The 24,843-nt window shown below is 62.6% G+C and carries 24 protein-coding genes and 1 pseudogene; 13 read left to right on the top strand and 12 right to left on the bottom strand.

Features of this window, described 5'->3' with window-relative positions:
- The first annotated feature begins 1 nt into the window (after nucleotide 1).
- The 4 genes from BM70_RS0120610 to dctM all read left to right on the top strand — a co-directional run bounded on the left by BM70_RS0120610 (nucleotide 2) and on the right by dctM (nucleotide 4,037).
- Nucleotides 2–823: a CoA ester lyase gene (locus BM70_RS0120610; RefSeq protein WP_025857748.1), complete on the top strand. Its 822-nt coding sequence runs from the start codon at nucleotides 2–4 to the stop codon at nucleotides 821–823.
- 177 nt (nucleotides 824–1,000) lie between these two features.
- Nucleotides 1,001–1,990, top strand: coding sequence for a TRAP transporter substrate-binding protein (locus BM70_RS0120605; RefSeq protein WP_025857747.1), 990 nt, complete (start codon nucleotides 1,001–1,003; stop codon nucleotides 1,988–1,990).
- A gap of 134 nt (nucleotides 1,991–2,124) precedes the next feature.
- Nucleotides 2,125–2,757 (top strand): TRAP transporter small permease, encoded by a 633-nt coding sequence (locus BM70_RS0120600; RefSeq protein WP_025857746.1) that lies wholly within the window; start codon nucleotides 2,125–2,127, stop codon nucleotides 2,755–2,757.
- Nucleotides 2,757–4,037: a C4-dicarboxylate TRAP transporter large permease protein DctM gene (gene dctM, locus BM70_RS0120595; protein ID WP_025857745.1), complete on the top strand. Its 1,281-nt coding sequence runs from the start codon at nucleotides 2,757–2,759 to the stop codon at nucleotides 4,035–4,037. The genes BM70_RS0120600 and dctM overlap by 1 nt, the downstream gene beginning before the upstream one ends.
- A gap of 107 nt (nucleotides 4,038–4,144) precedes the next feature.
- Here the strand turns inward: dctM and ampC are convergent, their stop codons facing one another.
- A complete protein-coding gene (gene ampC / locus BM70_RS0120590) occupies nucleotides 4,145–5,299 on the bottom strand; it encodes a class C beta-lactamase (protein ID WP_025857744.1) in 1,155 nt (384 codons plus the stop codon).
- Nucleotides 5,300–5,426: 127 nt separating this feature from the next.
- On the opposite strand from ampC, the gene BM70_RS0120585 reads away from it, so the two are divergent.
- Together BM70_RS0120585 and BM70_RS0120580 are read left to right on the top strand one after the other, a co-directional pair.
- Nucleotides 5,427–6,305, top strand: a complete 879-nt coding sequence (locus BM70_RS0120585) for a LysR family transcriptional regulator (protein ID WP_025857743.1) — start codon at nucleotides 5,427–5,429, stop codon at nucleotides 6,303–6,305.
- Nucleotides 6,306–6,381: 76 nt separating this feature from the next.
- Nucleotides 6,382–7,566, top strand: a complete 1,185-nt coding sequence (locus tag BM70_RS0120580) for a DUF2252 domain-containing protein (protein WP_025857742.1) — start codon at nucleotides 6,382–6,384, stop codon at nucleotides 7,564–7,566.
- 63 nt (nucleotides 7,567–7,629) lie between these two features.
- Here BM70_RS0120580 and yghX read toward each other — a convergent pair whose 3' ends face one another.
- Together yghX and BM70_RS0120570 are read right to left on the bottom strand one after the other, a co-directional pair.
- Nucleotides 7,630–8,517 carry a YghX family hydrolase gene (yghX, locus tag BM70_RS0120575; RefSeq protein ID WP_025857741.1) on the bottom strand — a complete coding sequence of 296 codons (888 nt, stop codon included), beginning with the start codon at nucleotides 8,515–8,517 and terminating at the stop codon, nucleotides 7,630–7,632.
- A 44-nt stretch (nucleotides 8,518–8,561) separates the two neighbouring features.
- Complete coding sequence (locus tag BM70_RS0120570; protein WP_025857740.1) at nucleotides 8,562–9,056, bottom strand: PaaI family thioesterase; 495 nt, start codon at nucleotides 9,054–9,056, stop codon at nucleotides 8,562–8,564.
- A 123-nt stretch (nucleotides 9,057–9,179) separates the two neighbouring features.
- Here BM70_RS0120570 and BM70_RS0120565 point away from each other — a divergent pair, with 123 nt between their 5' ends.
- A complete protein-coding gene (locus BM70_RS0120565; protein WP_025857739.1) occupies nucleotides 9,180–9,746 on the top strand; it encodes a YceI family protein in 567 nt (188 codons plus the stop codon).
- Here BM70_RS0120565 and BM70_RS0120560 read toward each other — a convergent pair.
- Nucleotides 9,743–10,633, bottom strand: coding sequence for a DMT family transporter (locus BM70_RS0120560; protein WP_025857738.1), 891 nt, complete (start codon nucleotides 10,631–10,633; stop codon nucleotides 9,743–9,745). The genes BM70_RS0120565 and BM70_RS0120560 overlap by 4 nt on opposite strands.
- Nucleotides 10,634–10,724: 91 nt before the next feature.
- Here BM70_RS0120560 and BM70_RS0120555 point away from each other — a divergent pair, with 91 nt between their 5' ends.
- Nucleotides 10,725–12,050: a PLP-dependent aminotransferase family protein gene (locus tag BM70_RS0120555; RefSeq protein WP_025857737.1), complete on the top strand. Its 1,326-nt coding sequence runs from the start codon at nucleotides 10,725–10,727 to the stop codon at nucleotides 12,048–12,050.
- A 28-nt stretch (nucleotides 12,051–12,078) separates the two neighbouring features.
- On the opposite strand, the gene BM70_RS0120550 is transcribed toward BM70_RS0120555, so the two are convergent.
- Nucleotides 12,079–12,510, bottom strand: a complete 432-nt coding sequence (locus tag BM70_RS0120550) for a nuclear transport factor 2 family protein (protein WP_025857736.1) — start codon at nucleotides 12,508–12,510, stop codon at nucleotides 12,079–12,081.
- Between the two features lie 236 nt (nucleotides 12,511–12,746).
- Between BM70_RS0120550 and BM70_RS0120545 the strand changes: the two genes are divergently transcribed.
- Together BM70_RS0120545 and BM70_RS0120540 are read left to right on the top strand one after the other, a co-directional pair.
- Nucleotides 12,747–12,965 (top strand): DUF6434 domain-containing protein, encoded by a 219-nt coding sequence (locus BM70_RS0120545; protein ID WP_025857735.1) that lies wholly within the window; start codon nucleotides 12,747–12,749, stop codon nucleotides 12,963–12,965.
- Nucleotides 12,962–13,435: a RidA family protein gene (locus tag BM70_RS0120540; RefSeq protein WP_025857734.1), complete on the top strand. Its 474-nt coding sequence runs from the start codon at nucleotides 12,962–12,964 to the stop codon at nucleotides 13,433–13,435. Before BM70_RS0120545 ends, BM70_RS0120540 begins: the two co-directional genes overlap by 4 nt.
- Nucleotides 13,436–13,552: 117 nt before the next feature.
- On the opposite strand, the gene BM70_RS0120535 is transcribed toward BM70_RS0120540, so the two are convergent.
- From BM70_RS0120535 to BM70_RS0120515, 5 genes and pseudogenes are all read right to left on the bottom strand, one after another.
- A complete protein-coding gene (locus tag BM70_RS0120535) occupies nucleotides 13,553–15,262 on the bottom strand; it encodes an amidase (protein ID WP_025857733.1) in 1,710 nt (569 codons plus the stop codon).
- Between the two features lie 54 nt (nucleotides 15,263–15,316).
- A pseudogene (locus BM70_RS0120530) lies at nucleotides 15,317–15,796 on the bottom strand (transcriptional regulator); the annotation flags it as partial.
- A 513-nt stretch (nucleotides 15,797–16,309) separates the two neighbouring features.
- Entirely contained in the window at nucleotides 16,310–17,233 is a 924-nt protein-coding gene (locus BM70_RS0120525; protein ID WP_025857730.1) for a sugar ABC transporter substrate-binding protein, read from the bottom strand.
- 41 nt (nucleotides 17,234–17,274) lie between these two features.
- On the bottom strand, nucleotides 17,275–18,408 hold the full coding sequence (locus BM70_RS0120520; RefSeq protein ID WP_025857729.1) for a phytanoyl-CoA dioxygenase family protein: 1,134 nt from the start codon (nucleotides 18,406–18,408) through the stop codon (nucleotides 17,275–17,277).
- Nucleotides 18,408–19,244 (bottom strand): SDR family oxidoreductase, encoded by an 837-nt coding sequence (locus BM70_RS0120515; protein WP_025857728.1) that lies wholly within the window; start codon nucleotides 19,242–19,244, stop codon nucleotides 18,408–18,410. The genes BM70_RS0120520 and BM70_RS0120515 overlap by 1 nt, the downstream gene beginning before the upstream one ends.
- A gap of 127 nt (nucleotides 19,245–19,371) precedes the next feature.
- Here BM70_RS0120515 and BM70_RS0120510 point away from each other — a divergent pair, with 127 nt between their 5' ends.
- Complete coding sequence (locus BM70_RS0120510; protein ID WP_025857727.1) at nucleotides 19,372–20,397, top strand: LacI family DNA-binding transcriptional regulator; 1,026 nt, start codon at nucleotides 19,372–19,374, stop codon at nucleotides 20,395–20,397.
- Nucleotides 20,398–20,431: 34 nt separating this feature from the next.
- On the top strand, nucleotides 20,432–21,442 hold the full coding sequence (gene iolG / locus BM70_RS0120505; protein WP_025857726.1) for an inositol 2-dehydrogenase: 1,011 nt from the start codon (nucleotides 20,432–20,434) through the stop codon (nucleotides 21,440–21,442).
- On the opposite strand, the gene BM70_RS0120500 is transcribed toward iolG, so the two are convergent.
- Together BM70_RS0120500 and BM70_RS0120495 are read right to left on the bottom strand one after the other, a co-directional pair.
- Complete coding sequence (locus BM70_RS0120500; RefSeq protein ID WP_025857725.1) at nucleotides 21,424–22,599, bottom strand: GGDEF domain-containing protein; 1,176 nt, start codon at nucleotides 22,597–22,599, stop codon at nucleotides 21,424–21,426. The two genes, iolG and BM70_RS0120500, sit on opposite strands and share 19 nt — an antisense overlap.
- A 109-nt stretch (nucleotides 22,600–22,708) precedes the next feature.
- Nucleotides 22,709–23,920, bottom strand: a complete 1,212-nt coding sequence (locus BM70_RS0120495; RefSeq protein ID WP_025857724.1) for an MFS transporter — start codon at nucleotides 23,918–23,920, stop codon at nucleotides 22,709–22,711.
- 98 nt (nucleotides 23,921–24,018) lie between these two features.
- Between BM70_RS0120495 and BM70_RS0120490 the strand changes: the two genes are divergently transcribed.
- Nucleotides 24,019–24,840, top strand: coding sequence for a helix-turn-helix domain-containing protein (locus BM70_RS0120490; protein WP_025857723.1), 822 nt, complete (start codon nucleotides 24,019–24,021; stop codon nucleotides 24,838–24,840).
- Nucleotides 24,841–24,843: the final 3 nt, after the last annotated feature.

Genomic DNA, 24,843 nt, shown 5'->3' with positions numbered 1-24,843 from the left:
GATGCCAAACCCTCTTGTGCGCTCTGCGCTGTTTGTGCCCGGTAGCCGACCGGAGCGATTCTCCAAAGCCTTGGCCAGTGGTGCAGACGCGGTGATCGTGGATTTTGAAGATGCGGTTGAAGAACCGCTCAAGCGTCAGGCGCGGGATAACCTCGGGGCGTTTTTGACCGCCAACCCCAGCGCCCAGGTGTGGGTGCGCATCAACGCGCCGGACCATGCCGGGCATTTCGAGGATGTGGCGTTCTGTAAAGCCCACCCCAACGTGGCGGGCGTGTTGCTGCCGAAAGTTGAAAGCGCGGCCCAGGTCGCCGTGGTGGCCGCCACCGGCAAAGTCATCTGGCCGATCATCGAGAGTGCGCGCGGCTTGTTGGCCGTGGCTGAAATCGCCCATGCGCCGCACGTGGAGCGTTTGTCGTTCGGCGGGCTGGACCTGGCCCTGGACCTGAACCTGAACCTGAGCAGTAATTCCCCGGCTGCTCGGTTTGCCCTGGACCAGGCACGCCTGGCGCTGATCGTGCATTCTCGTGCAGCAGGGTTGGTCGCGCCGCTGGACGGCGTGCACCCGGCGATCGACGACCCCGAGGGCCTGCGCCGGTCGATCCGGCATGCCTATGAAATGGGGTTTGCCGGCGCGCTGTGCATTCATCCCAAGCAGGTGGCGGTGATCCATGAAGCGTTGGCGCCGAGCGCCGCAGACCTGGCCTGGGCGCAGCGAGTGGTGGACGCCGGTGCCCATGGGGCAGGGGCCTACCAGATCGATGGGCAGATGGTGGATGCGCCGGTGCTGTTGCGCGCTCAACGACTTCTGGCCGCCTCTATCTAGCTGGAGAAACCGAATCAAAATGTGGGAGCGGGCTTGCTCGCTCCCACATTGGATCGCTGTTGTAGCTCAGATTGGCGTTCGTCCAGACCGAACGCAGGTATCAAAAAATCGAAATTCACTACACGCACGACATCAGGCACCTTGCCTTACAACACAACAATAAGAAGGTGATTCTCCATGCTCAAGCTTTCCCGGGCGCTGCTGTGCGCCGCCACCTTGTTTGCCGCGGGCCTGGCCCAGGCGGCGGACCCGATTGTCATCAAGTTTGCCCACGTGGTCGCCGAAAACACCCCCAAAGGCCAGGGCGCGCTGCTGTTCAAGAAGCTCGCCGAAGAACGCCTGGCGGGCAAGGTCAAGGTCGAGGTGTACCCGAACTCGTCGCTCTTCGGCGACGGCAAGGAAATGGAAGCGCTGCTGCTGGGCGACGTGCAGATGCTGGCACCGTCCCTGGCCAAGTTCGAGCAATACACCAAGCAAGTGCAGATCTATGACCTGCCGTTCCTGTTCAACGACCTCGCCGCCGTCGACCGTTTCCAGGCCGCCCAGGGCAAGGCGCTGCTGACGTCCATGCAGGACAAGAACATCCTCGGCCTGGCCTATTGGCACAACGGCCTCAAGCAACTCTCGTCGAACAAGGCGTTGCATGAGCCCAAGGACGCCCGTGGCCTGAAGTTCCGCGTGCAGGCCTCCAGCGTGCTCGAAGAGCAGTTCAAGGCGATCCGCGCCAACCCGCGCAAGATGAGCTTTGCCGAGGTGTACCAAGGCCTGCAGACCGGCACGGTCAACGGCACCGAGAACACTTGGTCGAACTACGAAAGCCAGAAAGTCAACGAAGTGCAGAAGTACTTCACCGAATCCAACCATGGCTTGATCGATTACATGGTGATCACCAACGCCACGTTCTGGAACGGCCTGCCACCGGATATCCGTACCACCCTGGACCAGATCATGGTCGAAGTCACCGTCGAGGTGAACAAGCAGGCCGAGGCGCTGAACCAATCGGCCAAGCAGAAGATCGTCGACGCCAAGACCAGCGAAATCATCGAACTGACCCCGGAGCAGCGCGCACTCTGGCGCGAAGCCATGCGCCCGGTGTGGCAGAAGTTCGAGGGTGAGATCGGGGCTGACCTGATCAAGGCGGCGGACGCCTCCAACCAAGCCCAATAACCCGGTAGGAGCCGGCTTGCCGGCGATGGCGTCCTAGATACATGCATTCATTTCAAGGGCCTCATCGCCGGCAAGCCGGCTCCTACAAAAAGCCATCTGCGTTCACATTCCCGTTCCTTTTGCGAGGTTTTGCCATGCAAACGCTAAGGCGCGTCTGGGAGCACCTGGAGGAAGGTTTTATCGCCTTCCTGCTGGCCGCCATGACCCTGGTGACATTCGTCTACGTCATGCTCAACAACATCTACACGTTGTTCTTTGCCTTGTCTGACAAGTGGACATGGAGCAGCAACTTCTTCGGCGCGCTGGGTGACCACACCATGACCTGGGCTCAGGACATGACGTGGAGCGTGGCGCTGACCAAGGCCATGTTCGGCTGGCTGATTTTTTTCGGTATTTCCTACGGTGTGCGCACTGCCGGCCACCTCGGCGTGGATGCACTGGTCAAGCTGACCAAGCGCCCGGTGCAGCGCGTGCTCGGCATGCTCGCCTGCCTGTGCTGCCTGGCCTACGCCGGGCTGTTCATGATCGCCAGCTACAAGTGGGTGAGTGCGGTGATGGGCGCCCATATCGGCGCTGAAGACCTCGACCAGTACGGCGTTGACGTGGGCGATATCGTGATCATCGTGCCCATCGGTTTTGCGCTGGTGTTCATCCGCTACCTCGAAATTTTCTACCGCATCTTTACCCACCGTCAGGTCGGGTTGGGGCTGGCCGACGAGGCTGGTGAGGCCAGCAAGTTGGCCGGCAGCCATGAGGAGCGTCACTGATGGCCGTGCTCTGTCTATTCCTGCTGTTGTTCGTGTTCATGTTCCTGGGTGTGCCAATCGCAATTGCACTGGGGTTGTCGGGGGCGGTGTCGATCCTGATGTTCAGCCCCGACTCAGTCAGCTCCCTGGCGATCAAGCTGTTCGAGACGTCTGACGCCTACACGTTTTTGGCGATTCCGTTCTTCCTGCTGTCCGGCGCGTTCATGACCACCGGGGGCGTGGCGCAACGCCTGATCGACTTTGCCAACGCTTGTGTCGGGCATATTCGCGGTGGCCTGGCGATTGCGGCGGTGCTGGCGTGCATGCTGTTTGCGGCGCTGTCGGGTTCGTCGCCGGCGACGGTGGCGGCGGTGGGATCGATCGCCGTGGCAGGCATGGTGCGTTCCGGTTACCCGAAGGAATTCGGTGCCGGGATCATCTGTAATGCGGGCACGCTGGGTATCCTGATCCCGCCGTCGATCGTGATGGTGGTGTACTCGGCCGCGACGGAAACATCGGTGGGCAAGCTGTTCATGGCGGGCGTGATTCCAGGCTTGCTGCTGGGCCTGATGTTGATGATCGCGATCTACATTGTCGCGCGCATCAAGAAGTTGCCGGCGCAGCCACGGGCGACCTTCCGTGAGTGGCTGACCTGCGCACGCCGTGCATTCTGGGGCCTGTTGTTGCTGGTGATCATCCTCGGCGGCATCTACAGCGGCATGTTCACCCCGACCGAAGCGGCGGCGGTGGCGGCGGTGTACTCGGCGTTTGTGGCGTTGTTCGTCTACAAGGACATGAAGCTGCGCGACTGTCCCAAGGTACTGCTGGAGTCCGGGCGCCTGGCGATCATGCTGATGTTCATCATCGCCAACGCCATGCTGTTCGCCCATGTGCTCACCACTGAGCAGATTCCCCAGGAAATCACCGCGTGGGTGATCTCTGAAGGGCTGACGCCGATTGGCTTCCTGATCATGGTCAACGTGGTGCTGTTGGTAGCGGGCAGCTTCATGGAACCGTCCGCCATCGTGCTGATCCTGGCGCCGATCTTCTTCCCGATTGCGATGAAGCTGGGCATCGACCCGATTCACTTGGGGATCGTGATGGTGGTGAACATGGAGATCGGCCTGGTGCATCCGCCAGTCGGGCTGAACCTGTTCGTGACCTCGGCGGTGACCGGCTTGAGCCTGGGGCAGACCATCCGTGCGGCGTTGCCGTGGCTGATGATCCTGCTGGTGTTCCTGATCATGGTCACCTACCTGCCGTTCATCTCCCTGGCGCTGCCGCACTGGCTCGGCATGTAGTCGCCCCCCCCTGTAGGCGCCGACTTGCCGGCGATGAGGCCCTTGAAACCAGTGCATGTATCAGGGGCGCCATCGCCGGCAAGCCGGTTCCTGCAGGGATGTGTGGGTCAGTGGTCCAACGCACTCAAGATCGCATGGGCCACTTTCACTCGCTCCCCGTTCGGGTAGTTCTTGTTCGCCAGGATCACCACGCCCATGCCCTTGCTCGGCACATAGGCCACGTACGCGCCAAATCCGTTGGTGGAGCCGGTTTTGTTCACCAGTGTGTCGGCGTGGGGGGCTTGCGGCGGGGTCAGCCAATCGACCTTGTGCGGTTCACGCGCCATGAGGGTCGAGTTGCCGTCGAGCAAGGCGTCGAGCTTGATCGGGTAGGGATACATCTCCCAGCCCAGACCCTGGGTCATGCCGCTTACGCTGTAGTAACCGGTGTGCGTGGTGGCGATCGCCTGTTGCAACGGTTTTTCCAGACTGGCCGGGTTCATGTTCACACTGACGTAGTGCAGCAGGTCGGCAGCGCTGGTCTTGATGCCATAGGCCTCGCTGTCCATGGCGCCAGGACCGACGCGTACCGGCTTGCCGTCGTTGCCGTAGCCCTGGGCATACAGGTCCATCTGGCTGGCGGGCACTTTGACGAAGGTGTGCTTGAGCCCCAGTTTCGGGAGCAGGGTTTGCTCCATCAGCCGGTCGAACGGTTGCTTCAGGCTCTGCGCCGCCAGGTAGCCGAACAGGCCCAGGCTCGGGTTGGAGTACAAGCGGTGGGTGCCGGGGGCGAAGTCGGGTTTCCAGTGCTGGAAGTAACTGATCATGCGCGAGTTGTTATCCGCCTCGGCGGGGAACTGCAGGGGCAGGCCGCCGGCAGTGTAGGTGCCCAGGTTGATTACGCTGATGTGGTCGAACCGGCCGCCGCGCAATGCCGGCAGGTAGTCGCTGGCCGGCGCGGAGAGGGTCAGTTTGCCGGTCGCCACGGCATAACCGGCGAGGGTGGCGGTAAAGGTCTTGCTCACCGAACCGACTTCAAACAGGGTGTCTTCACTCACGGGTTGCTGAGCGTCTTTGCTGGCAACACCGTAGTTAAAGTATTGCGTTTTGCCGTCCTTCACGATGCCGACGACCAAGCCTGGAATAGACTGCTGTTGCATCAGTGGCTTGACGCTGGCGTCCACCACGGTACGCAGGTCGGTAGCGGCCAGACAGTGGCCGGCAGCCAGAAACAAAGCCAGGGCGCTTAAATTACGCACTCCAGGCAGGGAGAGTTGGGGCATGATATCGCTTCCATGAGAGTGATCGATTGACTGAGAGCCTGCGCGGGCGTGGCAAATGTAGGCAGTTCGCCGGCCTTGGGCAAACGATGATATCTCGCACCTGCCATTAGATTAGTTAGGGTCAAGTATGCTGCGCTCCCATTTGCCGCTCAACGCGCTGCGCGCTTTCGAGGCCTCTGCGCGACATTTGAGCTTTACCCGTGCGGCCATCGAGCTGTGTGTGACTCAAGCAGCGGTCAGCCACCAAGTCAAAAGCCTGGAGGCGCAACTCAACGTCACATTGTTCAAACGCTTGCCCCGCGGCCTGATGCTGACCCGTGAAGGCGAAACCCTGCTGCCGGTAGTGCGCGAGTCATTTGACCGCATTGCCCAGACCTTGAGCCAATTCGAAGGCGGGCATTACCGCGAAGTGCTCACAGTGGGCGCAGTCGGCACCTTTGCCGTGGGCTGGTTGTTGCCTCGGCTGCCGGATTTCCACGCACGCTATCCCTTTATCGACCTGCGGCTGTCCACCCACAACAACCGCGTCGACGTGGCCGCCGAAGGCCTGGACTATGCCATCCGCTTCGGCGCAGGTGCCTGGCATGGCACAGAGGCCTGCGAACTGCTGGCAGCGCCACTGACTGTGCTCTGCGTGCCGTCATTGGCCGAGCAACTGCACACGCCCGCCGACCTGTTGAAACACACCCTGCTGCGCTCCTACCGCGCCGATGAGTGGAGCCTGTGGTTCCAGGCCGCCGGTTTGCCCGCCGATACCCTGGTGCCGCGCAGCATCGTGTTTGATTCCTCGCTGGCAATGATGGAAGCGGCTTTGCAAGGCATGGGGGTGGCATTGGCACCGGCGATGATGTTTTCGCGGCAACTGGAGAGCGACGTCATCCGCCAACCGTTCGATGTGGGCATTACCACCGGCAGCTACTGGCTGACCCGCCTGCAATCGCGGGCTGAGACCTCGGCGATGTTGGCATTCAAGGGCTGGTTGCGGGAGAGGGCGACGCAAGACTAAATGTGTTTTTTTGAAACATGATGAAACATTTGCTGGAGGCCAGCGCTCTACCGCAACACCTGCACTGAGTTATTCCATGAAAACACCGCGCCCCTCCGCCCGCATGCCACACCTGACCCAATTGCGCAATTTGAAGATGGCGCGCTCTGCCCATGCCTACGTACGCGGCAGCACCGTGCAGTTCTACGAGTGGCTGCACAGCCAGACCGGTCGCCGCTTGCCCCACGGCCCGGCGATCTGGATCTGCGGCGACTGCCACGCCGGCAACCTGGGGCCTACCGGCGACACCAAGGGCCGCATCGATATGCACATCCGCGACCTCGACCAGGCAGTGATCGGCAACCCGACCCACGACCTGGTGCGCCTGGCCCTGTCCCTGGCCACCGCCGCGCGCGGCTCGGACCTGCCCGGCGTCACCACCGCACGCATGCTCGAAGAGATGATGGTGGGCTACGAACAGGCGTTCAAAGACAAGCCCGACCAGGCGCCGCCGCGTCCGTCCCAGGTCAAGGCGGGCATGCGCAGCGCCGTGGAGCGCACCTGGAAAAACCTGGCGCGCGAGCGCATCGAAAGCGCCCGGCCGACCATCCCGTTGGGCAAGCATTTCTGGTCGTTGTCACGGGCCGAAAAAGCGGCGCTGGAAACCCTGTGTGCCTCGGACGAAATCCACCAGTTGGTCACCTCGCTCAAGGGCCGGCCCAAGGACGCCAGGGTCGAACTGCTGGACTCGGCTTATTGGGTCAAGGGTTGCAGTTCGCTCGGCCTGCTGCGCTATGCCGCCTTGCTCGGTGTGGGCGACAAGGACGAACAGGAATACTGCCTGATCGATATCAAGGAGGCCGTCGGCGCCGCAGCACCCCGTGCGGCACGGGCGAAGATGCCCAGGGACAACGGTCGTCGCGTGGTGGAAGGCGCGCGCCAGTTGTCACCCGGCTTGGGTGAGCGGATGGTGGCCACGCGTTTTCTGGATCACGGGTTCTTTATCCGCGAGCTGCTGCCCCAGGACATGAAACTGGAGCTGGATGAGTTGAGCGAGACAGACGCCAGGCACGCCGCCGGCTACCTGGCGCGGGTGGTGGGTATCGCCCATGCGCGGCAGATGGACCGCGAGACGCGCAAGGACTGGATGGCGGTGTTGCAGGAGAACCGTTCCAAGCAACTGGATGCACCGTCCTGGTTGTGGACCAGCGTGGTGCAACTGGTGGGGAGCCATGAGCAAGGCTACCTCAACCATTGCCGGCGTTATGCCTTGGAACACTGACCTCGAGAACGAAGTCGATCCAATGTGGGAGCAGGCAAGCCAGCTCCCACATTTAACGGGTGTCTAGGCCAAATATTTATGGAACCAGTCGAGCGTCCTCTCCCACGCCAGGTTCGCCGCTGCCTCGTCATAACGCGGCGTCGAATCATTATGGAAACCGTGGTTGGCGCCCTTGTAGATATACGCCTCATACGTGGTGCCGGCGGCCTTGAGCGCCTTCTCGTACGCCGGCCAGCCTTCGTTGATCCGCGTGTCCAACTCACCGTAGTGCAGCATGATCGGCGCCTTGATCCGCGGCACATCCTTGGCCTCCGGCTGACGCCCATAGAACGACACCGCCGCGCCCAGTTCCGGGTACGCCACCGCTGCCGCATTGGTCACGCCGCCGCCATAACAGAAGCCGGTGATGCCGACTTTGCCGGTGCTGCTGTCGTGGTGCATCAGCCATTCGATGGCGGCGAAGAAGTCGTTCATCAGCTTGGTCGGGTCGACTTTCTGCTGCAGTTCCACGCCTTTTTCATCGTTGCCGGGGTAGCCGCCGACCGAGGTCAGGCCATCGGGGGCCAGGGCGATAAAGCCGGCCTTGGCCAGGCGCCGGGCGACGTCTTCGATATAAGGGTTGAGGCCACGGTTCTCGTGGACCACCACCACCGCCGGCAATTTGCCCGCCGCTTTGGCCGGGCGCACCAGATAGCCGCGTACATTGCCGTTGCCCTTGGGCGAGGGATAAGTGATGTAGTCGGCGACGATATCCGGGTCGGTGAATTTCACCTGTTCGGCCAGCGCATAGTTGGGGCTCAGGGCGGCGAGCAGGGCCGAGGCGGTTAGGCCGCCAAACGTGAACAGCGCGGCGCGGTCGAGAAATTCGCGGCGGTTGATCTTGCCGTGGGCGTAGCCGTCGTAGAGTTCCAGCAGTTCGGGGGCAAAGTCTTTCGCGGTGAGACGAGTCATCGGTGCAGTCCTCGATTAGCGGTGGCAGTCAATGTAGACCAGGATCAGCCCTCGCGACCATGGGCGGCGGCGGCCAGTTGGCCGGTGTCGACGCGCACGAAGATCGAATCACCGACCGCGGTGAGCACGTCACCGGCGTACACCTCGCAGATCACGCGGGTCTTGCGCCCCACATCGCCCTCGGCCCGTGCGCGCAGGGTGAGGGTGACGCCCATGGGCGTTGGCTTGATGAATTTGATGCCCAGGTTGCCGGTGACGCAGTCGATGCGCGGCAGGCTGCCGGGCTCGCGCTGTTCGGCGCGGTAGTGGTAAGCCATGGCGGTCCAATTGGAATGGCAGTCCACCAGCATGGCGATCAGGCCACCGTAGACCAGGTCGGGCCAGCCGCTGTATTGGGCGTCGGGCAGATGTTCAGCGATCAGGTGGATGCCGTCCGCGTCCCAGCGGCTCTTGATATGGAGGCCGTGGGGGTTGCTGCCGCCGCAGCCGTAGCAGATGCCTTCCGGCGCGGTGATGTCCTGGAGTGAGGGGGCGAGCATGCAGAGTCCTTGTTGTGCTTGGGCGACTACTCTGTTTAGCAGGACAGACGCCGGATGGGAATAAATCCCGGGTCTGGCGTGTTAGCTCAGTACCTGTGTCCTTAACCTCCAGCGGAGCGTTGCATGAAACGACGAATGTCCCCGGTCGCCGTACTGGCCTTGATCCTCGCCTATGGCGCCAGCGCCCAGGCAGTGGAATACAAGGACGTCAACCGCACCGCCAGCCAGATCAGCTTTACCTACAAGCAATTGGGGCAGCGGGTGTACGGCACCTTCAGCGACTTCGAGGGTACCTTGACCTTCGATACACAAAAGCCGGAAGCCGGGCATGCCTTGCTGAAGATCCAGCTCGCCAGCATCGACGCCGGCAGCCCGGACGCCAACGACGAACTGCAACGTGCGTCCTGGTTCGACACCGCGACCTACCCGGTGGGCGTGTATGAATCCACCGGGGTCAAGGCCCTGGGAGACAACCGCTATACGATCAGCGGCAACCTGACCATCAAGGGCACCACGCAATCGGTGGATGTCGACGTGGTGCTCAAGGAACAAAGCGGCATTGGCGTGTTCGACGGTGAGTTCATCCTCAAGCGCGGCGACTTCAAGATCGGCGAGGGGGAATGGGCCGGCAACAGCGTGGTGTCGAATGACATCAACATCAAGTTCAAGATGGTCGCGCCGCAGCGTTAACGCGCGAACTTCTTCGCGCCGGCCACGCAGCCGATCACCGCGACCGTCACCAGCACCATGCCCAGGCTGACCTGCTCATGCAGCAGGCCCGCCGCCAGTGCCAGGCCGAAAAACGGTTGCAGCAACTGCAACTGACCGACAGCGGCGATGCCACCCTGAGCCAGGCCGCGGTACCAGAACACAAAGCCGATCAGCATGCTGAACAGCGACACATAACCCAGGCTCAGCCAGGCAGGCAGGCTGATGCCGTGAAAGCTTGTCGGCGCCAGCACCAGGCTCAACGGCACCACCACCGGCATCGACACCACCAGCGCCCAGCAGATCACCTGCCAGCCGCCCAGGCTGCGTGACAACTTGGCGCCTTCGGCATAGCCCAGGCCACACGCCAGCACCGCCAGCAGCATCAGCACATCGCCGGCCGGCGCGGCGCTCAAGCCCTGGGCGAAGGCATAACCCATCACCAATACACTGCCGAGGACCGAGAACAACCAGAACACCGCGCGCGGGCGTTCGCCACCGCGCAGCACGCCAAATACAGCGGTCGCCAGCGGCAGCAGGCCGATGAACACGATGGAGTGGGCCGAGGTCACATATTGCAGCGCCAGGGCGGTGAGCAGCGGGAAGCCGATCACCACGCCAAGGGCGACGATCGCCAGCGGCATCCATTGAGTGCGTGCGGGGCGTTTTTCCTTGAACAGCCACAGCAGCAGCACCCCTAGGACGGCGGCGATGGCGGCGCGGATCATGGTCAGGAACACCGGGTCGAACGCCATCACCGCCAGGCGCGTGGCGGGCAAGGACCCGCTGAAAATCACCACGCCGATAAAGCCGTTGATCCAGCCTTGGGTGCTGGCGTCCAGGGTGTTGAGTGAGGATGTACGTTCCATGAGGAGGTGCCCGAAGAAAGAGGGGGTTGCGTCCGAGCCATCCTAGGGGCGAGCATTGAGACAATCAAAGAATTGTCATGGATACATGCTTATGCCCCGCGCCCGCTACAAGTCCCTGGTCGATATGTTCGCCGCAGACATCCGCAGCGGAAAAATGCCGCCCGGTACGCGCCTGCCGACTCACCGTCAGTTGGCGGCCGAGCAGGGTCTGGCGCTGGTCACCGCCAGCCGGGTGTACACCGAACTGGAGGCCATGGGACTGGTCAGCGGTGAAACCGGGCGCGGCACCTTTGTGCGCGAAATCTCGCTGCCACCGGGGCAGGGCAGTGGGCAGATGACGGTGGCGGCGGGGATGCTCGACCTCAACTTCAACTACCCCTCGTTGCCGGGCCAGGCGGACCTGCTGCGCACGGCCTTGCGACAGTTGGCGTTGTCCGGCGACCTTGAGGCCCTGCTGCGTTACCAGCCCCACGCCGGCCGCCAGCATGAGCGTGCTGCATTCGCACGGCATTTGCGCAGCAGAGGATTGAGCGTGGAGGCCGACCAGGTGCTGCTGGTCAGCGGTGCCCAGCATGGCTTGGCGGTGACGATGATGGCGTTGCTCAAGCCCGGGGATGTGATCGCGGTGGATGCGTTGACCTATTCGGGGTTCAAGGTGCTCGCTGAGACTCTGCACCTGGAAGTCGTCGCGATCCCGGTGACGCCCGCAGGCCCGGACCTGGACGCCTTGCAAAGCCTGTGTCGCCGACGCCCGGTGCGTGCGGTGTACAGCATGCCGACCTTGCACAATCCCCTCGGCTGGGTGATGGACAAGGGCCAACGCGAACAACTGGTCGCCATCGCCCGCCAGCACAACCTGATGATCATCGAAGACGCGGCCTATGCGTTCCTGGCCGAAAACGCACCGCCGCCCGTGGCGACGCTGGCGCCGGAACGCACGGTGTATGTGGGTGGGCTGTCGAAAAGTGTCGCGACCGGCCTGCGCGTGGGGTTTGTCGCCGCGCCCAGCGAATGGGTGAAACCCCTTGAGCGCACGATCATGGCCACCACCTGGAATGTGCCCGGTGTGATGAGCGCCATCGCGGTGGCCTGGATCGAGGATGGCACCGTGGCGCAGTTGGAAGCGCAAAAGCGTGAAGATGCCCAGGCGCGCCAGGAGCTCGCCGCGCGGGTGCTCAAGGGGTTGGCCTACAGCAGCCATCCTTCATCGTATTTCTTGTGGTTGCCGTTGGCGGAAGACGCGCGGGCCGATCAGGTCGCCATGACCTTGCAGCGCGAGAATATCTCGGTATCCACTGCCGAGCCGTTTGCCGTCTCGGCCCATGTCCCACACGCGTTACGCCTGGCCCTGGGCTCGGTGGCAATGCCCGCGCTGCACGAGGCATTGCTCAAAGTACGCAGGGTGGTGGAATGGTGAGCCGGGTTCAGCGGCTCACCGGTGGGCATCAGTACTTGTAGGCCTGACGTCCGATCAGCAGCCATTTGCCTTTCTGCTTCTGCCAGATCTGGAAGTTATCGATGTCGGTAGGGACCTCAACGCCACTGTTCACGGCCAGGGCGTGGAAGTGGTTGCGAACCAGGGCGGTGTCGCCTTGCAGGGTGATGGTCTGGTTTTGCATTTCCAGGGTCTTGAATGCGCTGGTGTGGGTTTCCAGGTCAGCAATGAACTGGTCTTTGTTCTGCACCTTGCCGCTGGAGTGGCCGTAGGTGAGTTTGTCGGACGTCAGCGCGTGAAGCTGCTTGAGGTCCAGGTGCAGCATGGCTTGGGTCAGTTGGTCGACCGCTTGGGCCACATCCTTTTCGGCAGGGGCAGGCGCTGCTGCGACATAACCGGTGAACAGGCACAGAAAACCGATCAGCACTTTGACGTTTTGCATGGGTGTTTCCTTATTGTTGTTGGGGGCCGACACGACAGGTTGAGTCGTCGTACAACCATGCAATATTTCCAGTGGGGAAGGAAAGTGAAATTTTGAAATATCCTGAAAAGATTCGACTTTATGGCGTTATAAAACGACGATCAACTTATACGATGTCTCAACACAACGCTTTGCTTCCTGTGCAAGTAGCACATCGCTATGCTACTGCCGGAACCCAGCCCCGCCCGAGAGACAAAATGGATTTTGACTGGCACAGCGACCCCATCACCCGCGCCACTCCCGTGATCCCACACTACAAAAACACGCAGAACGTACGCCGCTTCATGCTTGAGCACTGCGGCCCGGGGTTCAAGTTCGACCGGCCCTTCATGGCCTGGATTCGCAACGAAGTACCCAAGACCCTGGGCGACATGGTGGATGAGTGGCAACGCCGACACGAGGATTCACGCCCATGACACCCGACGAGAAATACCAGGCCGCCCAGCAACGCCTTGGCTATCAGCTGGACGAATTCAAAGTCGGTGGCAACTACACGCCACTGGTTCGCGACGGTAACCACCTGTACATCAGCGGCCAGATCCCCCGCGTGGGCGATGCCATCGTGCTGCCGGGCAGGGTGGGTGACAGCCTGACCCTGGCGCAGGCGCAAATCGCCGCTGGGATCAGCGCCTTGCGCTGCCTGGGGTTGCTCAAGCAAGCATTGGGTTCGCTGGACCGGATCAAGGCGATCCCGCGCATCACCGTTTACGTACGCAGCGCCGAGGATTTTGACCAGCAGAGTGAAGTGGCCAACGGCGCCTCCGATCTGTTGCACGAGATCCTCGGCAGCGCCGGGGTGCATACGCGTACGTCGGTGGGGGTGATGCAACTGCCGAAGTCGGCGGCGGTAGAGATCGATATGATTGCCGTCGCCCACAGCGCTTGATGTGAAACGCAGTCCAATTGTAGGCGCCGGCTTGCTGGCGATGGCGGTGGTCCAGGCTGCGCAACCATTACGGTTAGACCGCTATCGCCGGCAAGCCGGCTCCTACAGGGAGGGTGTTTAGTCAGCTGCCAGCGGGGGTGTACGTGGCGGGATCAGGCGTTTGCTGCCGGTGGCTTCATAGGCCGAAGCAAAGCGCAGCAACGCCGAGTCATCGTAGGCGCGACCGGCAAACGTCAGCCCCACCGGCATGCCAATATCCGCCATCACGCCCATCGGCACGGTGACGGTCGGCACGCCCAGGTGGCGGATGGCGAGGTTGCCGTTGGCCACCCAGATGCCGTTGCTCCAGGCGATATCGGCACTGGCTTCGTTCACGTCGGCATCCGCCGGGCCTACGTCGGCCACGGTGGGGAACAGCACCGCGTCGAGGCCGAGTGTGTCCATCCACTCTTCCAGGTCGATCCGCCGGGTTCGTTCCAGGCCGCGCAGGCCGTCGGGGACGGTGCTGATCTGATCCCATGGCGTAATGCCGCGTTCGGCCATGCGCACGTATTCGTCCATGCCCGCCGCCAAGTCATCCTCACGGTTGGGCAGAGTGCCGGGGTCGTGGGGGAAAATCTTCGGCCCGTCTACATCCGCCAGGCGGTTGAGCGCGGGGTCGTTGTTGGCGCGCAGGAAGTCATCGAAAGCCCAGGCCGACAGCTCCCACAGTTCATCGTGGAGGAATTCCTTGGAGACCAGCCCACGGGTAAACACGGTGGGCGCGCCGGGGCGATCACCTTCGCAGTTGGACACCAGTGGGAAGTCCACGTCGATGACTTCGGCGCCGGCCGCGACCAATGCCTGGCGCGCGTCTTCCCACAGGTCGATCACGCTGGCGCGGGTGTTGATCTTCTGCCCGGTCGGGCCGCCAATGCCAGGCTTCTCGCTGGTGCCAGCGTCAGGATCGGCATTGATGTACATGCGCGGCACGCCAAAGCGCTTGCCCGCGAGGGATTCGGCGGGCACGGCCAGTTCAGCGTAGGCCGCCGGGCGCACCGAGGCCACGCTGGGGATCGGCACCCAAGGCTGCAGGCGCCACAGGTCTCCACGGGTGTCCGGGTCTTCGGCCACCACCACGTCGAGGATTTCCAGCAGGTCAGCCATGGTGCGGGCGTAGGGCACCACCACGTCCATGGTCGGCGTCAGCGGCCAGTTGCCGCGTACCGAAATCACCCCACGGGACGGTGTGTAGGCACACAGGCCATTGTTGGACGCCGGGCCGCGTCCGCTCGACCAGGTCTCTTCGGCCAGGCCGAACGCGGCAAAGCTCGCTGCCGTCGCGGTGCCGGCGCCGTTGGACGAGCCGGAGGCAAACGGCGCGGTCAGGTAGTCGGCGTTGTACGGGCTTTCCGCGCGGCCATACACGCCACGCTGCATGCCGCCATTGGCCATCGGCGGCATGTTGGTCTTGCCCAGGCAGATGGCGCCACCGGCGCGCAGGCGCTCGATGGTGAACGCATCGCGTTGGGCGACCAGGTTGGCAAACGCCGGGCTGCCGGATGCCGCGGTCAGGCCCTTGACCAGATAGCTGTCTTTGGCGGTGTAGGGAATGCCATCCAAGGGCCCCAGGGTTTCGCCTTTGGCCCGGCGCGCATCGGACGCCTCGGCTTCTTTCAGCGCCTGGGGGTTGCGCACCACGACGGCGTTCAAGGCGGTGGCGGTCTGCGGACCGTCGTAGGCATCGATCCGTGCCAGGTAGGCCTGGACCAGTTCAACGGCCGTGGTCTGGCCGGATTCAAGCGCAGCGCGCAATTGGGCAATGGAGACTTCGGTAACTTGCATCACGTTTTTTTCGCCGCCTTCAAGTGGGGGTATGGCGGCAGTCTACGTACAGATATTTCACAAAACCAGCGCCGCATAATCCGCGTAGGCGCCGCGCATCACCTGCCAGGTGGCCTCGTCGGCGGGAATCAGATGTTCGATGCGCAGGGAGGTGAGGGTGATGTCCTGGGGCATGCCGAAGGTGGTGAGGGTGGACAGGAAGCTCAGTTCACCCTGAGGTGTGCGAATGCGCGTCAGTACCAGCGGCGGCATCTGTTCAGGCAGTTCGGTGCTGGCCGGTGTGGGCAGGCTCGCCAGCAGCGCGGCCAATCCGGGATTGCCCAGTGACTCGCGGGTGGCGCGCTGCCAGGCCAGGGTGCGGATCTCTTCGGCATTGATCAGGTGATCGCCGAGGCCGGCCGGTTGCAGCAGCGTGGTCAGCAGGTTCAAGCCTTCAGTCGCCCGCGTCGGGATGCCGAGTAATTCGAACAGCACGCCAGTGCTGGCATTCGCTGCCAGTACGTCCCATTGGCTGCCCAACAGGATGGCTTGCGCGTTGGTGTGAGCGCTGCACCGTAGATCAATGTGGGAGCGCGCTTGCTCGCGAAGGCGGCCTAACTGCCGACCTGGATGTTGGATCTGACTGAGTACATATCCGTTAATTAGGTAATGGCTGCTATGGGTTCCGCCCTTACGGCGGCTCACTTTTGAACAGCGCAAAAGTAAGCAAAACGCTCTTGCCCCAACACTCGGCACCTCACCTAGGCTCGGTGTGCCCGTAATCCGACAGGTATTTGGGGGGCCGCCGCCACGCGCCATCCATGGCGCGGGGCGGCTAAACCGGCATCCCTGCCGGTTTACCCCCCAAATCCCTGTCGAATTCCGGCCAGCGTGTTTGACGGGGCGCCTAAGATCAAAAGCGAGATCAAGAGCGGCTCGCTTCGCATCGTGGGTACGCGGTTTTGTAGGAGCTGGCTTGCCGGCGATGGCGTCGACGCGGTCTGCCTCATGTACCGAGGTGCCTGCATCGCGGGCAAGCCCGGCTCTTACATCGGATGCTGTTGCCGGTGTTCAAGGATTCAGGAATGCCTGGTAGTTTTCCCGGGTGATCTGCTGGTAAGGGATGGTCAGTTCAGCTGTGTAGGGTTCTTTCTTGACCATCTTCACCGCCAGATCAATCGAGCCCACCGCCTGGCCCTTGTTGTCCTGATAGACCGTCACCAGCAACTGGCCTTTCTTCACTGCATCCAGTCCGGCAGCGCCGCCGTCGCTGCCGGCGACCAGGATGTCCTTGCCCGGCTGCATCCCCGCCTGGGTAATTGCCATGGCGGCACCGATCGCCATTTCATCCGCGTTCGCGGCCACTGCGTCGATTTTGCGACCGGACACGATCCAGTTGTTCATCAGGTCAATCGCCTTGCCGCGCTGCCATTCTGCGGTTTGTTCTTCGACGATCTTGATGTCGGGGTACTCCTTGAGTACGGTTTTCACGCCCAGGGTGCGGTTGTGCGTGGCGTTGTTGGACAGCAGCCCAAGCATGATCGCCAGGTTGCCCTTGCCGCCCATTTTTTCTGCCAGGTAACGCATCTGGATCTCACCGGCCTTGATCTCATCCGAGCCCACATACCCCACGCCCGGTGGCACTTCCTTGAACTCAGGACGGCGATTGACGTATACCAGTGGGATCTTCGCCTGTTGGGCATTCACGGTCATTTTCTGTGTGGCGGCGGTGTCTACCGCGTTGACGATAATCGCGTCCATGCCCTGGGCGGTGAAGTTCTGTACCTGGTTGAGCTGGCGCACCACATCGCCCTGGGCGTCTTCGAATTGCAGGGTCACGCCGGGCAGTTCCTTGGCGTGGGCGGCCATGTAGTCACGCATCTGCGCGAGGAACACATCGTCGACCTGGGCGATGCTCACGCCGATACGGATATCGGCCATGGCCCAGGGGCTGATCGCCAGGGTAAGGAGTGCCGCAAGGAGTTGCTTTTTCATGGTGGTGCTCCGTTGTTTTTGTTGTTTTAAAGCCGGGTGGTTCACGCTTGGCGCTTGGCCCGCAACTGCTCCACGGCGGCTGCAAAGGCCGCAGATGGCCAGCGCTCGTCGAGGGCTTGCTGCATCAGTTGCTGCCCGGTTTGCGGGGCGAGGCCCTTCAAGGGTGGGTCGGTGTCGAGGTTGGTGGGGAAGGCGTAACCGTCGGCGGTGCAGGCAACCACCGCTGCCACGGCCTGGGCATCCAGCGCAGTGTTGTCCAGCAGGGCGGGGTACACCGCCAGCATCATGCGGTCGCGGTCGAGGGCTTCCATGGGTTTGCCGAACGCCGAGGAGATCTGCAGCAGGTTGGCCATGCGCTGGCGGTCCGGCGTGCGGTTGGTGCCGGCGGCATGAAACAGCGCCGGGTTGAAGAACAGCAGGTCGCCTTTGTTCAACGGCAGTTGCACAGCGTGTTGCTGGAAGTAGTCGATAAAGTCTTCGCGGCGCCAGGCCAAGTAGCCCAGGGCGTATTGCTGGGAAAACGGCAGCAGTTGGGTGGGGCCGGTTTCCAGTGGCATGTCCGAGTGCGCGATGGCGCCTTGCAGCGTCAGGTACTGGGACAGTTGGTGCAGTGGCAGGGGAAAGCGCTCCACCACGTCGTTGGTCTGAAATCCCAGGTGGTAGTCACGGTGCGGCTGCTGGGCCTGGCCACCGGGGTGCACCACATTCACCTGCGCGGTCACCTGGAAGCCCGGCCCCAGCCACGCCTCTGCAATCAGCCCCAGCAGCGGGTTGGCGTAGTACTCGACAAAGGATGCCGGCGACTGCAACGCGGCCTTCTGCAGTGAATTCCAGATTCGCCCATTGCTGCCGGCCTTGGCGAAGTGATCGGCGGCCACGCCCTGCGCCGCTTCATGGGCGAATATCGCGTCGAACACCTGGCTGTGACGGTCGACCACTTCGAGATCTTCGTAAGCCCTGCGCACCACCATCACCCCCGGCCCATCGCGAAACAGGCCGTGCAGTTCATTCATCACTGCCAAACGCTCGCTATTGCGCAGGGTGTGGGCCTGATAGATCGGCACGTTGTTCAACACTTCTGTGCACAAGGGGTAGTCATCCCGGCTCACGCGCTGCGCGCAGATCCGGCTGAAGTCCGCCAGGCGCACTGCCTGTTCAGTCACGAATGCCGACATCACACACCTCCCAGCGCCTGGTAGGGCTGCGGGCTGCCACCGTCGGAGCAGCCGACCACGCCTTGCTCCAGGTCGATCACCGAGCCGGTCATCATTCCCGATTCGCTGGACAGCAGAAACGCCACGCTGCGCGCCACTTCTTCGGGCTTGAGCAGGCGCCCGAAAGGCTGCGCGCTTTCCGCCTTCTCCAGCCAGCCATCCTCGGCACCGTGGTACTGGCGCTGGATCTCGTCTTCGTGGGGCGTGTCCATCCAGCCGATATTCAAGCCATTGACCCGGATGCGGTTGCGCAGGGCACTGAACGCCACGTTCTTGGTGAGGATCGCCAGCGCGCCCTTGGATGCTGCATAAGCACTCAGGAAGGATTGCCCGCCATGCCCGGTGACGCTCTGGATATTCACCACGGCGCCTTCCACGCCCTGGCTGATCATCAGCTTCAGCGCTTCCTGCATCAGGAAAAACGGCGCCCGCACGTTGACCGCCATCAGCCGATCAAACAGCGCCGGTGAGGTATCCAGAATGGTGCCGCGATCCGACATCCCGGCGCAGTTCACCAGCCCATGCAAGGTGCCGAAGTGGGTGCGGGCCGCGTCGATGATCGCGCGGCAATCTTCGATCTTCTCCAGGTCTGCCTCGACGAAAAATGCCTGGCAATCCAGCTGTGCCAACTGCCGGATCTGCTCTTCGCCCTGGGCACGCCGACGCCCGCAGATGATCAGCCCGGCGGCGCCACGACGGGCCAGAGTGTGGGCCACAGCGGCGCCCAGGCCCTGGGTGCTGCCGGTGACGACAAAGTATTGACCGCTGAACGAAGTGGCGAGATCGGTGTTAGGCATGCAGCTCTCCTGGATTTTTTTGTTGTTGTTCATCGCCGGGCTCGACGCCTGGCGAAACTGAGACTAGCATTGCAAAACCTCAGTAAAGCCCAAAAAACACCTCAAAAACACCTCAAGGTGAGGCTCCATGCTCGAACGCGCAAAACACTTCTCCATCAAGCAACTCGCGACCCAGGCGGGGGTGAGCAAAGCCACGGTCGATCGCGTGCTGCACCAGCGCGGCAGCGTGCACGCCCAGACCCGGCGGCGTATCGAGCAAGCGTTGGATGAGTTGGAGTCCCAGGAGAAAAACGGCCTGGCGGTGGGGCGCACTTTCCACGTTGACGTGATCATGCATACGCCCAAACGTTTCAGTGCGGCGGTGCAGGCAGCGATCACCGCGCAACTGGGCAGCCTGGCGCCGTTCCGGATTGCCCCGCGTTTTCACCTGTTCGAAGAGATTGAGCCCCAGGCCATGCACGACCAACTGCTGCGCTGCCTGGACACAGGCAGCCAGGGCGTGGTGCTCAAGGCGGCTGATGAGCCGGCGGTGAACCAGGCGGTCAAGCAACTGATCGCGGCGGGGATTCCGGTGGTGACCCTCGTCACGGACTTGCCGCAAAGCGAGCGCATCGGCTACGTCGGCATGGACAACCGCACCGCCGGCCAGACCGCCGCCTACCTGATGTCGCGCTGGCTACCGAAGCAGCCCCAGGACGTGGCGGTGGTGATCGGCAGTGAGTTGTTCCGTGGCGAAGAAGAGCGCGAAATGGGTTTCCGCGCCTGGCTGCGGGGGCGTGCCGCGCACTTGCGGGTAGTGGACATCAGTGGCGGCTATGGGGTGTACGACCGCACTTTTGAACGGGTGACCCAGGCGCTGAAGCAGCATCCCGAACTCAAGGCGGTGTACAGCGTCGGCGGTGGCAACCGCGCGATCGTCGATGCTTTCGCCGCCCTGGACCGGCCACTGGAAGTGTTTATCGGTCACGACCTCGACGAAGAAAACCGCCAGTTGCTGCGCGAAGAAAAAGTCGCCGCGATCATCGACCACAACCTGCAGATCGATGCCCGCCACGTGTTCCTGCATATCCTGCACTACCACCGGCTCTGGAAGACCGGGCCGATTGCGCCGTCACAGGTGCAGATCGTGACGCCGTTCAACCTGCCGGATTGATGACTCCCTCAATAACAACATCAGGAGTTCGACCATGCTACGAATCGCCGTTCTGGGTGCCGGGCGCATCGCCAGGATCCACGCCGCCAACGTCGCCGCCCATCCCAACGCCACGCTGGTATTGGTGGCCGACCCCTGGCGTGAAGGTGTCGATGCCTTGAGCACGCAACTGGGCTGCGAGGCCGCTTACGATTGCGCCGCCGTGCTGACCCGCCAAGACATCGACGCCGTGGTGATCGGTACACCTACCGATACGCATATCGACCTGCTCCTGGCGGCAGTGGCCGCGGGCAAGGCGGTACTCTGCGAAAAACCCATCGACCTCGATATCGCCAAGGCCCGCAGCGCCGCCCAAGCGGTAGAGCGCCAAGGCGGTAGGGTGATGCTCGGTTTCAACCGACGCTTCGACCCCGACATGCTGCGCCTGCGCCAGGCCCTCGATGCCGGGCAGATCGGTGACGTGCGCCAGGTGATTATCACCAGTCGCGACCCCGGCCTGGCACCGCGCGACTACCTGGAACACTCCGGCGGCATCCTGCGCGACATGACCATCCACGACTTCGACACCGCCCGCCACCTGCTGGGCGAAGAACCGGTGGAGGTCAGCGCCATCGCCAGCCGCCTGGTGGACCCGAGCCTGGCCGAGATCGACGACTACGACAGCGTGATGGTGCTGCTGCGCACCGCCTCCGGCAAGCAGTGCCACATCAACTGCTGCCGCCAGGCGGTGTACGGTTATGACCAGCGCGTGGAAGTGTCCGGCGCCAAGGGCGTGCTGCTTACCGACAACCATCGCCCCAGCACCTTGCGGCACTGGAGCGCCGAGCACACCGAAGCGCTGGAGCCTTTGCAGCACTTTTTCCTCGAGCGTTATGCAGAGGCCTACCGCAATGAGCTGACGCACTTCATCGACGCATTGAACAGCGGCACGGCATTGCCCACCAGCGTGCGCGATGGGCTGTATGCGTTGCACTTGGCGGACTGTGCGTTGGAATCGGTGAGGGCTGGGCGTAGCGTCGCGGTCAGTTACGATCTTTGGCCGTAAGCGCTTGAACCCGTGCGGTCGACAAGGCGAATGCTATCGCGCCCACCCCGCTTGGACTCATACAGCGTGGTATCGCCTTGCTCAATCAACGCCGTCAGGCTCGGCGGCGGCTGGTCGAACAGGTTGGCGCCGATGCTCAGAGTCACCGGCGCCGGCGTGTTGAAGGTCTGCGAGGCCAGTTGGTGGAACTGGTCGCGCAGGCTGCTGCCCAGTTCGACGATCTGTTCGGTGGAGGCCGGGTTGAACAGAATCACGAATTCATCCCCACCCAGGCGGGCCGCCAGCGCGCCCTGGGGCACCACGCCGCGGATCATTTCACTCAAGGCAATCAGCAAGCGGTCGCCGGCGGTGTGGCCGTGGAGGTCGTTGACCGATTTGAAGTTGTCGATGTCGATCAGCAGCAGCGCACCCGGTTGCGCCGGCGACACCTGGGCCAGCAGGCGCGGTGCGCGCAGGTCGAGGGCGCGGCGGTTGTACAGGGCGGTCAGTGGGTCGCGGGCGGCGAGGCGGGCAATCTGCTGTTCGCGACGGTAGCGTTCGGAGCCGGTCATCGACAGCGCAATCAGCATGATTGCCATGGCGCCTTCCACCAGGGACACCTGAATGATCTCGCCCTTGAACGCGGCGAGGTCGATCAAGGTGCCGGGGATCAGCACCGACAGCGCCTTGGCCACATAAAACCCACCATGGATCAGCAGTACATAGCGCAACTGCACGGCGCCGATGCTCAAGGACTTGCCATGGGGGCGCAGCAGGAAACTGGCGCGCAGGGTCGGCAGCGCCACCAGCAGCGACTGCACGCCCAGCATGGCTTTGGACCACGGCAGGTCGGCCGGCAGCATCAGCATGCCGAGCCACACCACCAGCATCAACAACCACAACGGCGACAAACGCACCTGGGTGAACCGTGCCACACCCAGCAGAAATAGAAAGTGCGCGGTCACCAGCAAGCCGTTGGCGAACCAGATGCCGATCATCAGGAAGCCATTGATGCGTAGCAGCGCGAGGAGAGAGCCGATGCAGATGGTCGCGAAACCCGCGCTCCAGCACAGCAGCGAGGGTTCACGCACACTGCGCCACTCAACGGCCAGGTACAGGGCGGCAGCGGCCGCCAGGGCAACGGAAAGTGCCAGTATCGTGGGAGGGTCGAGCGTCATTTCTTGCCGGGTCTGCCTGGTGTGCCTTTAGAACCGGGATTGTAAGCGCACACGCAGGTTTTTCAGAGCATTCATCGTGATGGCACACGGCCAGGCGATGATCGGCAGGTCAGGCGCCTTTGGTCGACGGCAGCAGGACCGTCAGGATGCCCACCAACGGCAGGAACGAACACAGTGTGTAGACGTACTCGATACCGTGGGTATCGGCGAGCAAGCCGAGCAAGGCCGCGCCAATCCCGCTGAAACCGAACATCAGGCCGAAGAAGATCCCGGCGATCATGCCCACGTTGCCGGGCACCAGCTCCTGGGCATACACCACGATGGCCGAGAAGGCCGACGCGATGATAAACCCGATTACCACGCTCAATACCGCCGTCCAGAACAGGTCGACGTAGGGCAGCGCCAGGGTGAACGGCGCGGCGCCGAGGATCGAGAACCAGATGACTTTCTTGCGGCCGATCCTGTCGCCGATCGGGCCGCCCGCGAAGGTGCCGACTGCCACGGCGCCCAGGAACAGGAACAGGTACATCTGCGAGCTGGAGACCGACAGCTGGAATTTTTCGATCAGGTAGAACGTGAAGTAGCTGGTCAGGCTGGTCATGTACCAGTATTTGGAGAACACCAGCACGGCGAGCACCACCAGGGCAAAGGTCACGCGGCCTTTGGACAGCCCGTGGGTGGCTTTGCCGCCTTGCTTGAGCTTGAACAGGTTGAGGTGGTGGCGGTACCAGCGGCTCAGGCCGTAGAGCACCAGGATCGCAAACACGGCAAACAATCCGAACCAGGCGATATGGCCCTGGCCGTAAGGAATGATGATCGCCGCGGCCAGCAATGGGCCCAACGCGCTGCCGGTATTGCCGCCCACCTGGAAAGTCGACTGCGCCAGGCCGTAGCGACCGCCGGAGGCCAGGCGCGCGACGCGCGAGGTTTCCGGGTGGAAGGTCGACGAGCCGACGCCCACCAGGCCTGCCGCCAGCAGGATCGCCGGGAAGCTGCCGACAAAGGCCAGCATCAGGATGCCGATCAAGGTGCACACCATGCCCGCCGGCAGCAGCCATGGCTTGGGGTGGCGGTCGGTGTGGTAACCGATCCAGGGCTGCAGCAGCGAGGCGGTCAGTTGGAAGGTCAGGGTGATCAGGCCCACCTGGGTAAACGACAGGCCGTAGTTGGCCTTGAGCATCGGGTAGATCGACGGCAGCACGGCCTGGATCAGGTCATTGATCAAGTGCGCCAGGGCGCAGGCGCCTAGGATACGCATGACCAAAGGGCTGGCCTGGGGTGTAGTGGTTGCAGCGGCGGGTGACGCAGTGAGGGTCGACATGCAGGCATTCCATACAAGGCAGCTAATCAGAGGCGGCGACTTCTTAAGGTCGTCATCCATTACAAAATGATTCGGCGTTCATGCTAGATTCGTCAAGAATGCCTGTCTCGCGTAATTCGGGCGACAACCATCGCAAAAAGGGCGAAATGATTAAACCACTGAATGAATTTCTCCAGGAAATCAACGAAGGCGCCTGGGCTGTCATCAGTTCCGCCACGGATTACCCGGAAAACTGGGTGATCCCCGACCACAGCCACGAGAAACATCAACTGCTCTACGCCATCGAGGGCGTAATGGTGGTGTACTCGGCGCTGAACCAGTGGACGGTGCCGCCCAATCGCGGGATCTGGATGCCTGCCGGGCAAGTGCATTCCCTGCGTTGCGTCGGCACCCTGAAGATGCGCAGCGTGTTCGTGCGCCCGGACCGCTTCCCGAACATGCCCGGCGAGCCGAAAACCGTCAGCATTTCACCGCTGCTGAGCGAGCTGATCAAGGCCTCCGTGAGTTTGAAACCGCCGTATGCCGAGGACTCGCGGGAGGCGCGGATCATGCACTTGATCCTCGACGAACTGGCCATCCTGCCGGCGTTGCCACTGTCGTTGCCGCAGCCCGCCGACCCTCGCCTGCAGCGCATCAGCCTGGCGCTGCAGGAAGACCCGAGCGACGCCTCCACCGTGGCGCACTGGAGCGAACGCCTGAACCTGGACCAGAAAACCATCCAGCGTCTGTTTCGCAGGGAAACCGGCATGACCTTCGGCCAATGGCGTCAGCAGGCGCGGTTGCTGCTGGCGCTGGAGCGCATTGCGGTGGGCGAGAAGGTGATCGATATCGCGCTGGAACTGGGCTATGAAAGCCCCAGTGCTTTTACCAGCATGTTCAAGAAACAGTTTGGCAAGACGCCGAGTCATTTCTTCAGGTAGGGC

This window comes from Pseudomonas sp. CHM02, assembly GCF_000612585.1.
GTDB lineage: Bacteria > Pseudomonadota > Gammaproteobacteria > Pseudomonadales > Pseudomonadaceae > Aquipseudomonas.
Note: the sequence above shows the minus strand (reverse complement) of the source record. Positions and strands in the feature narration are given on the sequence as shown.

Bases quoted from the DNA above. Each gene is read 5' to 3' on its own strand.
- ampC (WP_025857744.1), bottom strand. From the start codon at position 5,299: ATGCCCCAACTCTCCCTGCCTGGAGTGCGTAATTTAAGCGCCCTGGCT.
- BM70_RS0120550 (WP_025857736.1), bottom strand. From the start codon at position 12,510: ATGCAAAACGTCAAAGTGCTGATCGGTTTTCTGTGCCTGTTCACCGGT.
- BM70_RS0120555 (WP_025857737.1), top strand. From the start codon at position 10,725: ATGCCCCGCGCCCGCTACAAGTCCCTGGTCGATATGTTCGCCGCAGAC.
- BM70_RS0120540 (WP_025857734.1), top strand. From the start codon at position 12,962: ATGACACCCGACGAGAAATACCAGGCCGCCCAGCAACGCCTTGGCTAT.
- BM70_RS0120610 (WP_025857748.1), top strand. From the start codon at position 2: ATGCCAAACCCTCTTGTGCGCTCTGCGCTGTTTGTGCCCGGTAGCCGA.
- BM70_RS0120515 (WP_025857728.1), bottom strand. From the start codon at position 19,244: ATGCCTAACACCGATCTCGCCACTTCGTTCAGCGGTCAATACTTTGTC.
- BM70_RS0120510 (WP_025857727.1), top strand. From the start codon at position 19,372: ATGCTCGAACGCGCAAAACACTTCTCCATCAAGCAACTCGCGACCCAG.
- BM70_RS0120560 (WP_025857738.1), bottom strand. From the start codon at position 10,633: ATGGAACGTACATCCTCACTCAACACCCTGGACGCCAGCACCCAAGGC.
- dctM (WP_025857745.1), top strand. From the start codon at position 2,757: ATGGCCGTGCTCTGTCTATTCCTGCTGTTGTTCGTGTTCATGTTCCTG.
- BM70_RS0120495 (WP_025857724.1), bottom strand. From the start codon at position 23,920: ATGTCGACCCTCACTGCGTCACCCGCCGCTGCAACCACTACACCCCAG.
- BM70_RS0120585 (WP_025857743.1), top strand. From the start codon at position 5,427: ATGCTGCGCTCCCATTTGCCGCTCAACGCGCTGCGCGCTTTCGAGGCC.
- BM70_RS0120600 (WP_025857746.1), top strand. From the start codon at position 2,125: ATGCAAACGCTAAGGCGCGTCTGGGAGCACCTGGAGGAAGGTTTTATC.
- BM70_RS0120565 (WP_025857739.1), top strand. From the start codon at position 9,180: ATGAAACGACGAATGTCCCCGGTCGCCGTACTGGCCTTGATCCTCGCC.
- BM70_RS0120545 (WP_025857735.1), top strand. From the start codon at position 12,747: ATGGATTTTGACTGGCACAGCGACCCCATCACCCGCGCCACTCCCGTG.
- iolG (WP_025857726.1), top strand. From the start codon at position 20,432: ATGCTACGAATCGCCGTTCTGGGTGCCGGGCGCATCGCCAGGATCCAC.
- BM70_RS0120570 (WP_025857740.1), bottom strand. From the start codon at position 9,056: ATGCTCGCCCCCTCACTCCAGGACATCACCGCGCCGGAAGGCATCTGC.
- BM70_RS0120580 (WP_025857742.1), top strand. From the start codon at position 6,382: ATGAAAACACCGCGCCCCTCCGCCCGCATGCCACACCTGACCCAATTG.
- BM70_RS0120520 (WP_025857729.1), bottom strand. From the start codon at position 18,408: ATGTCGGCATTCGTGACTGAACAGGCAGTGCGCCTGGCGGACTTCAGC.
- BM70_RS0120490 (WP_025857723.1), top strand. From the start codon at position 24,019: ATGCCTGTCTCGCGTAATTCGGGCGACAACCATCGCAAAAAGGGCGAA.
- BM70_RS0120525 (WP_025857730.1), bottom strand. From the start codon at position 17,233: ATGAAAAAGCAACTCCTTGCGGCACTCCTTACCCTGGCGATCAGCCCC.
- BM70_RS0120605 (WP_025857747.1), top strand. From the start codon at position 1,001: ATGCTCAAGCTTTCCCGGGCGCTGCTGTGCGCCGCCACCTTGTTTGCC.
- BM70_RS0120500 (WP_025857725.1), bottom strand. From the start codon at position 22,599: ATGACGCTCGACCCTCCCACGATACTGGCACTTTCCGTTGCCCTGGCG.
- yghX (WP_025857741.1), bottom strand. From the start codon at position 8,517: ATGACTCGTCTCACCGCGAAAGACTTTGCCCCCGAACTGCTGGAACTC.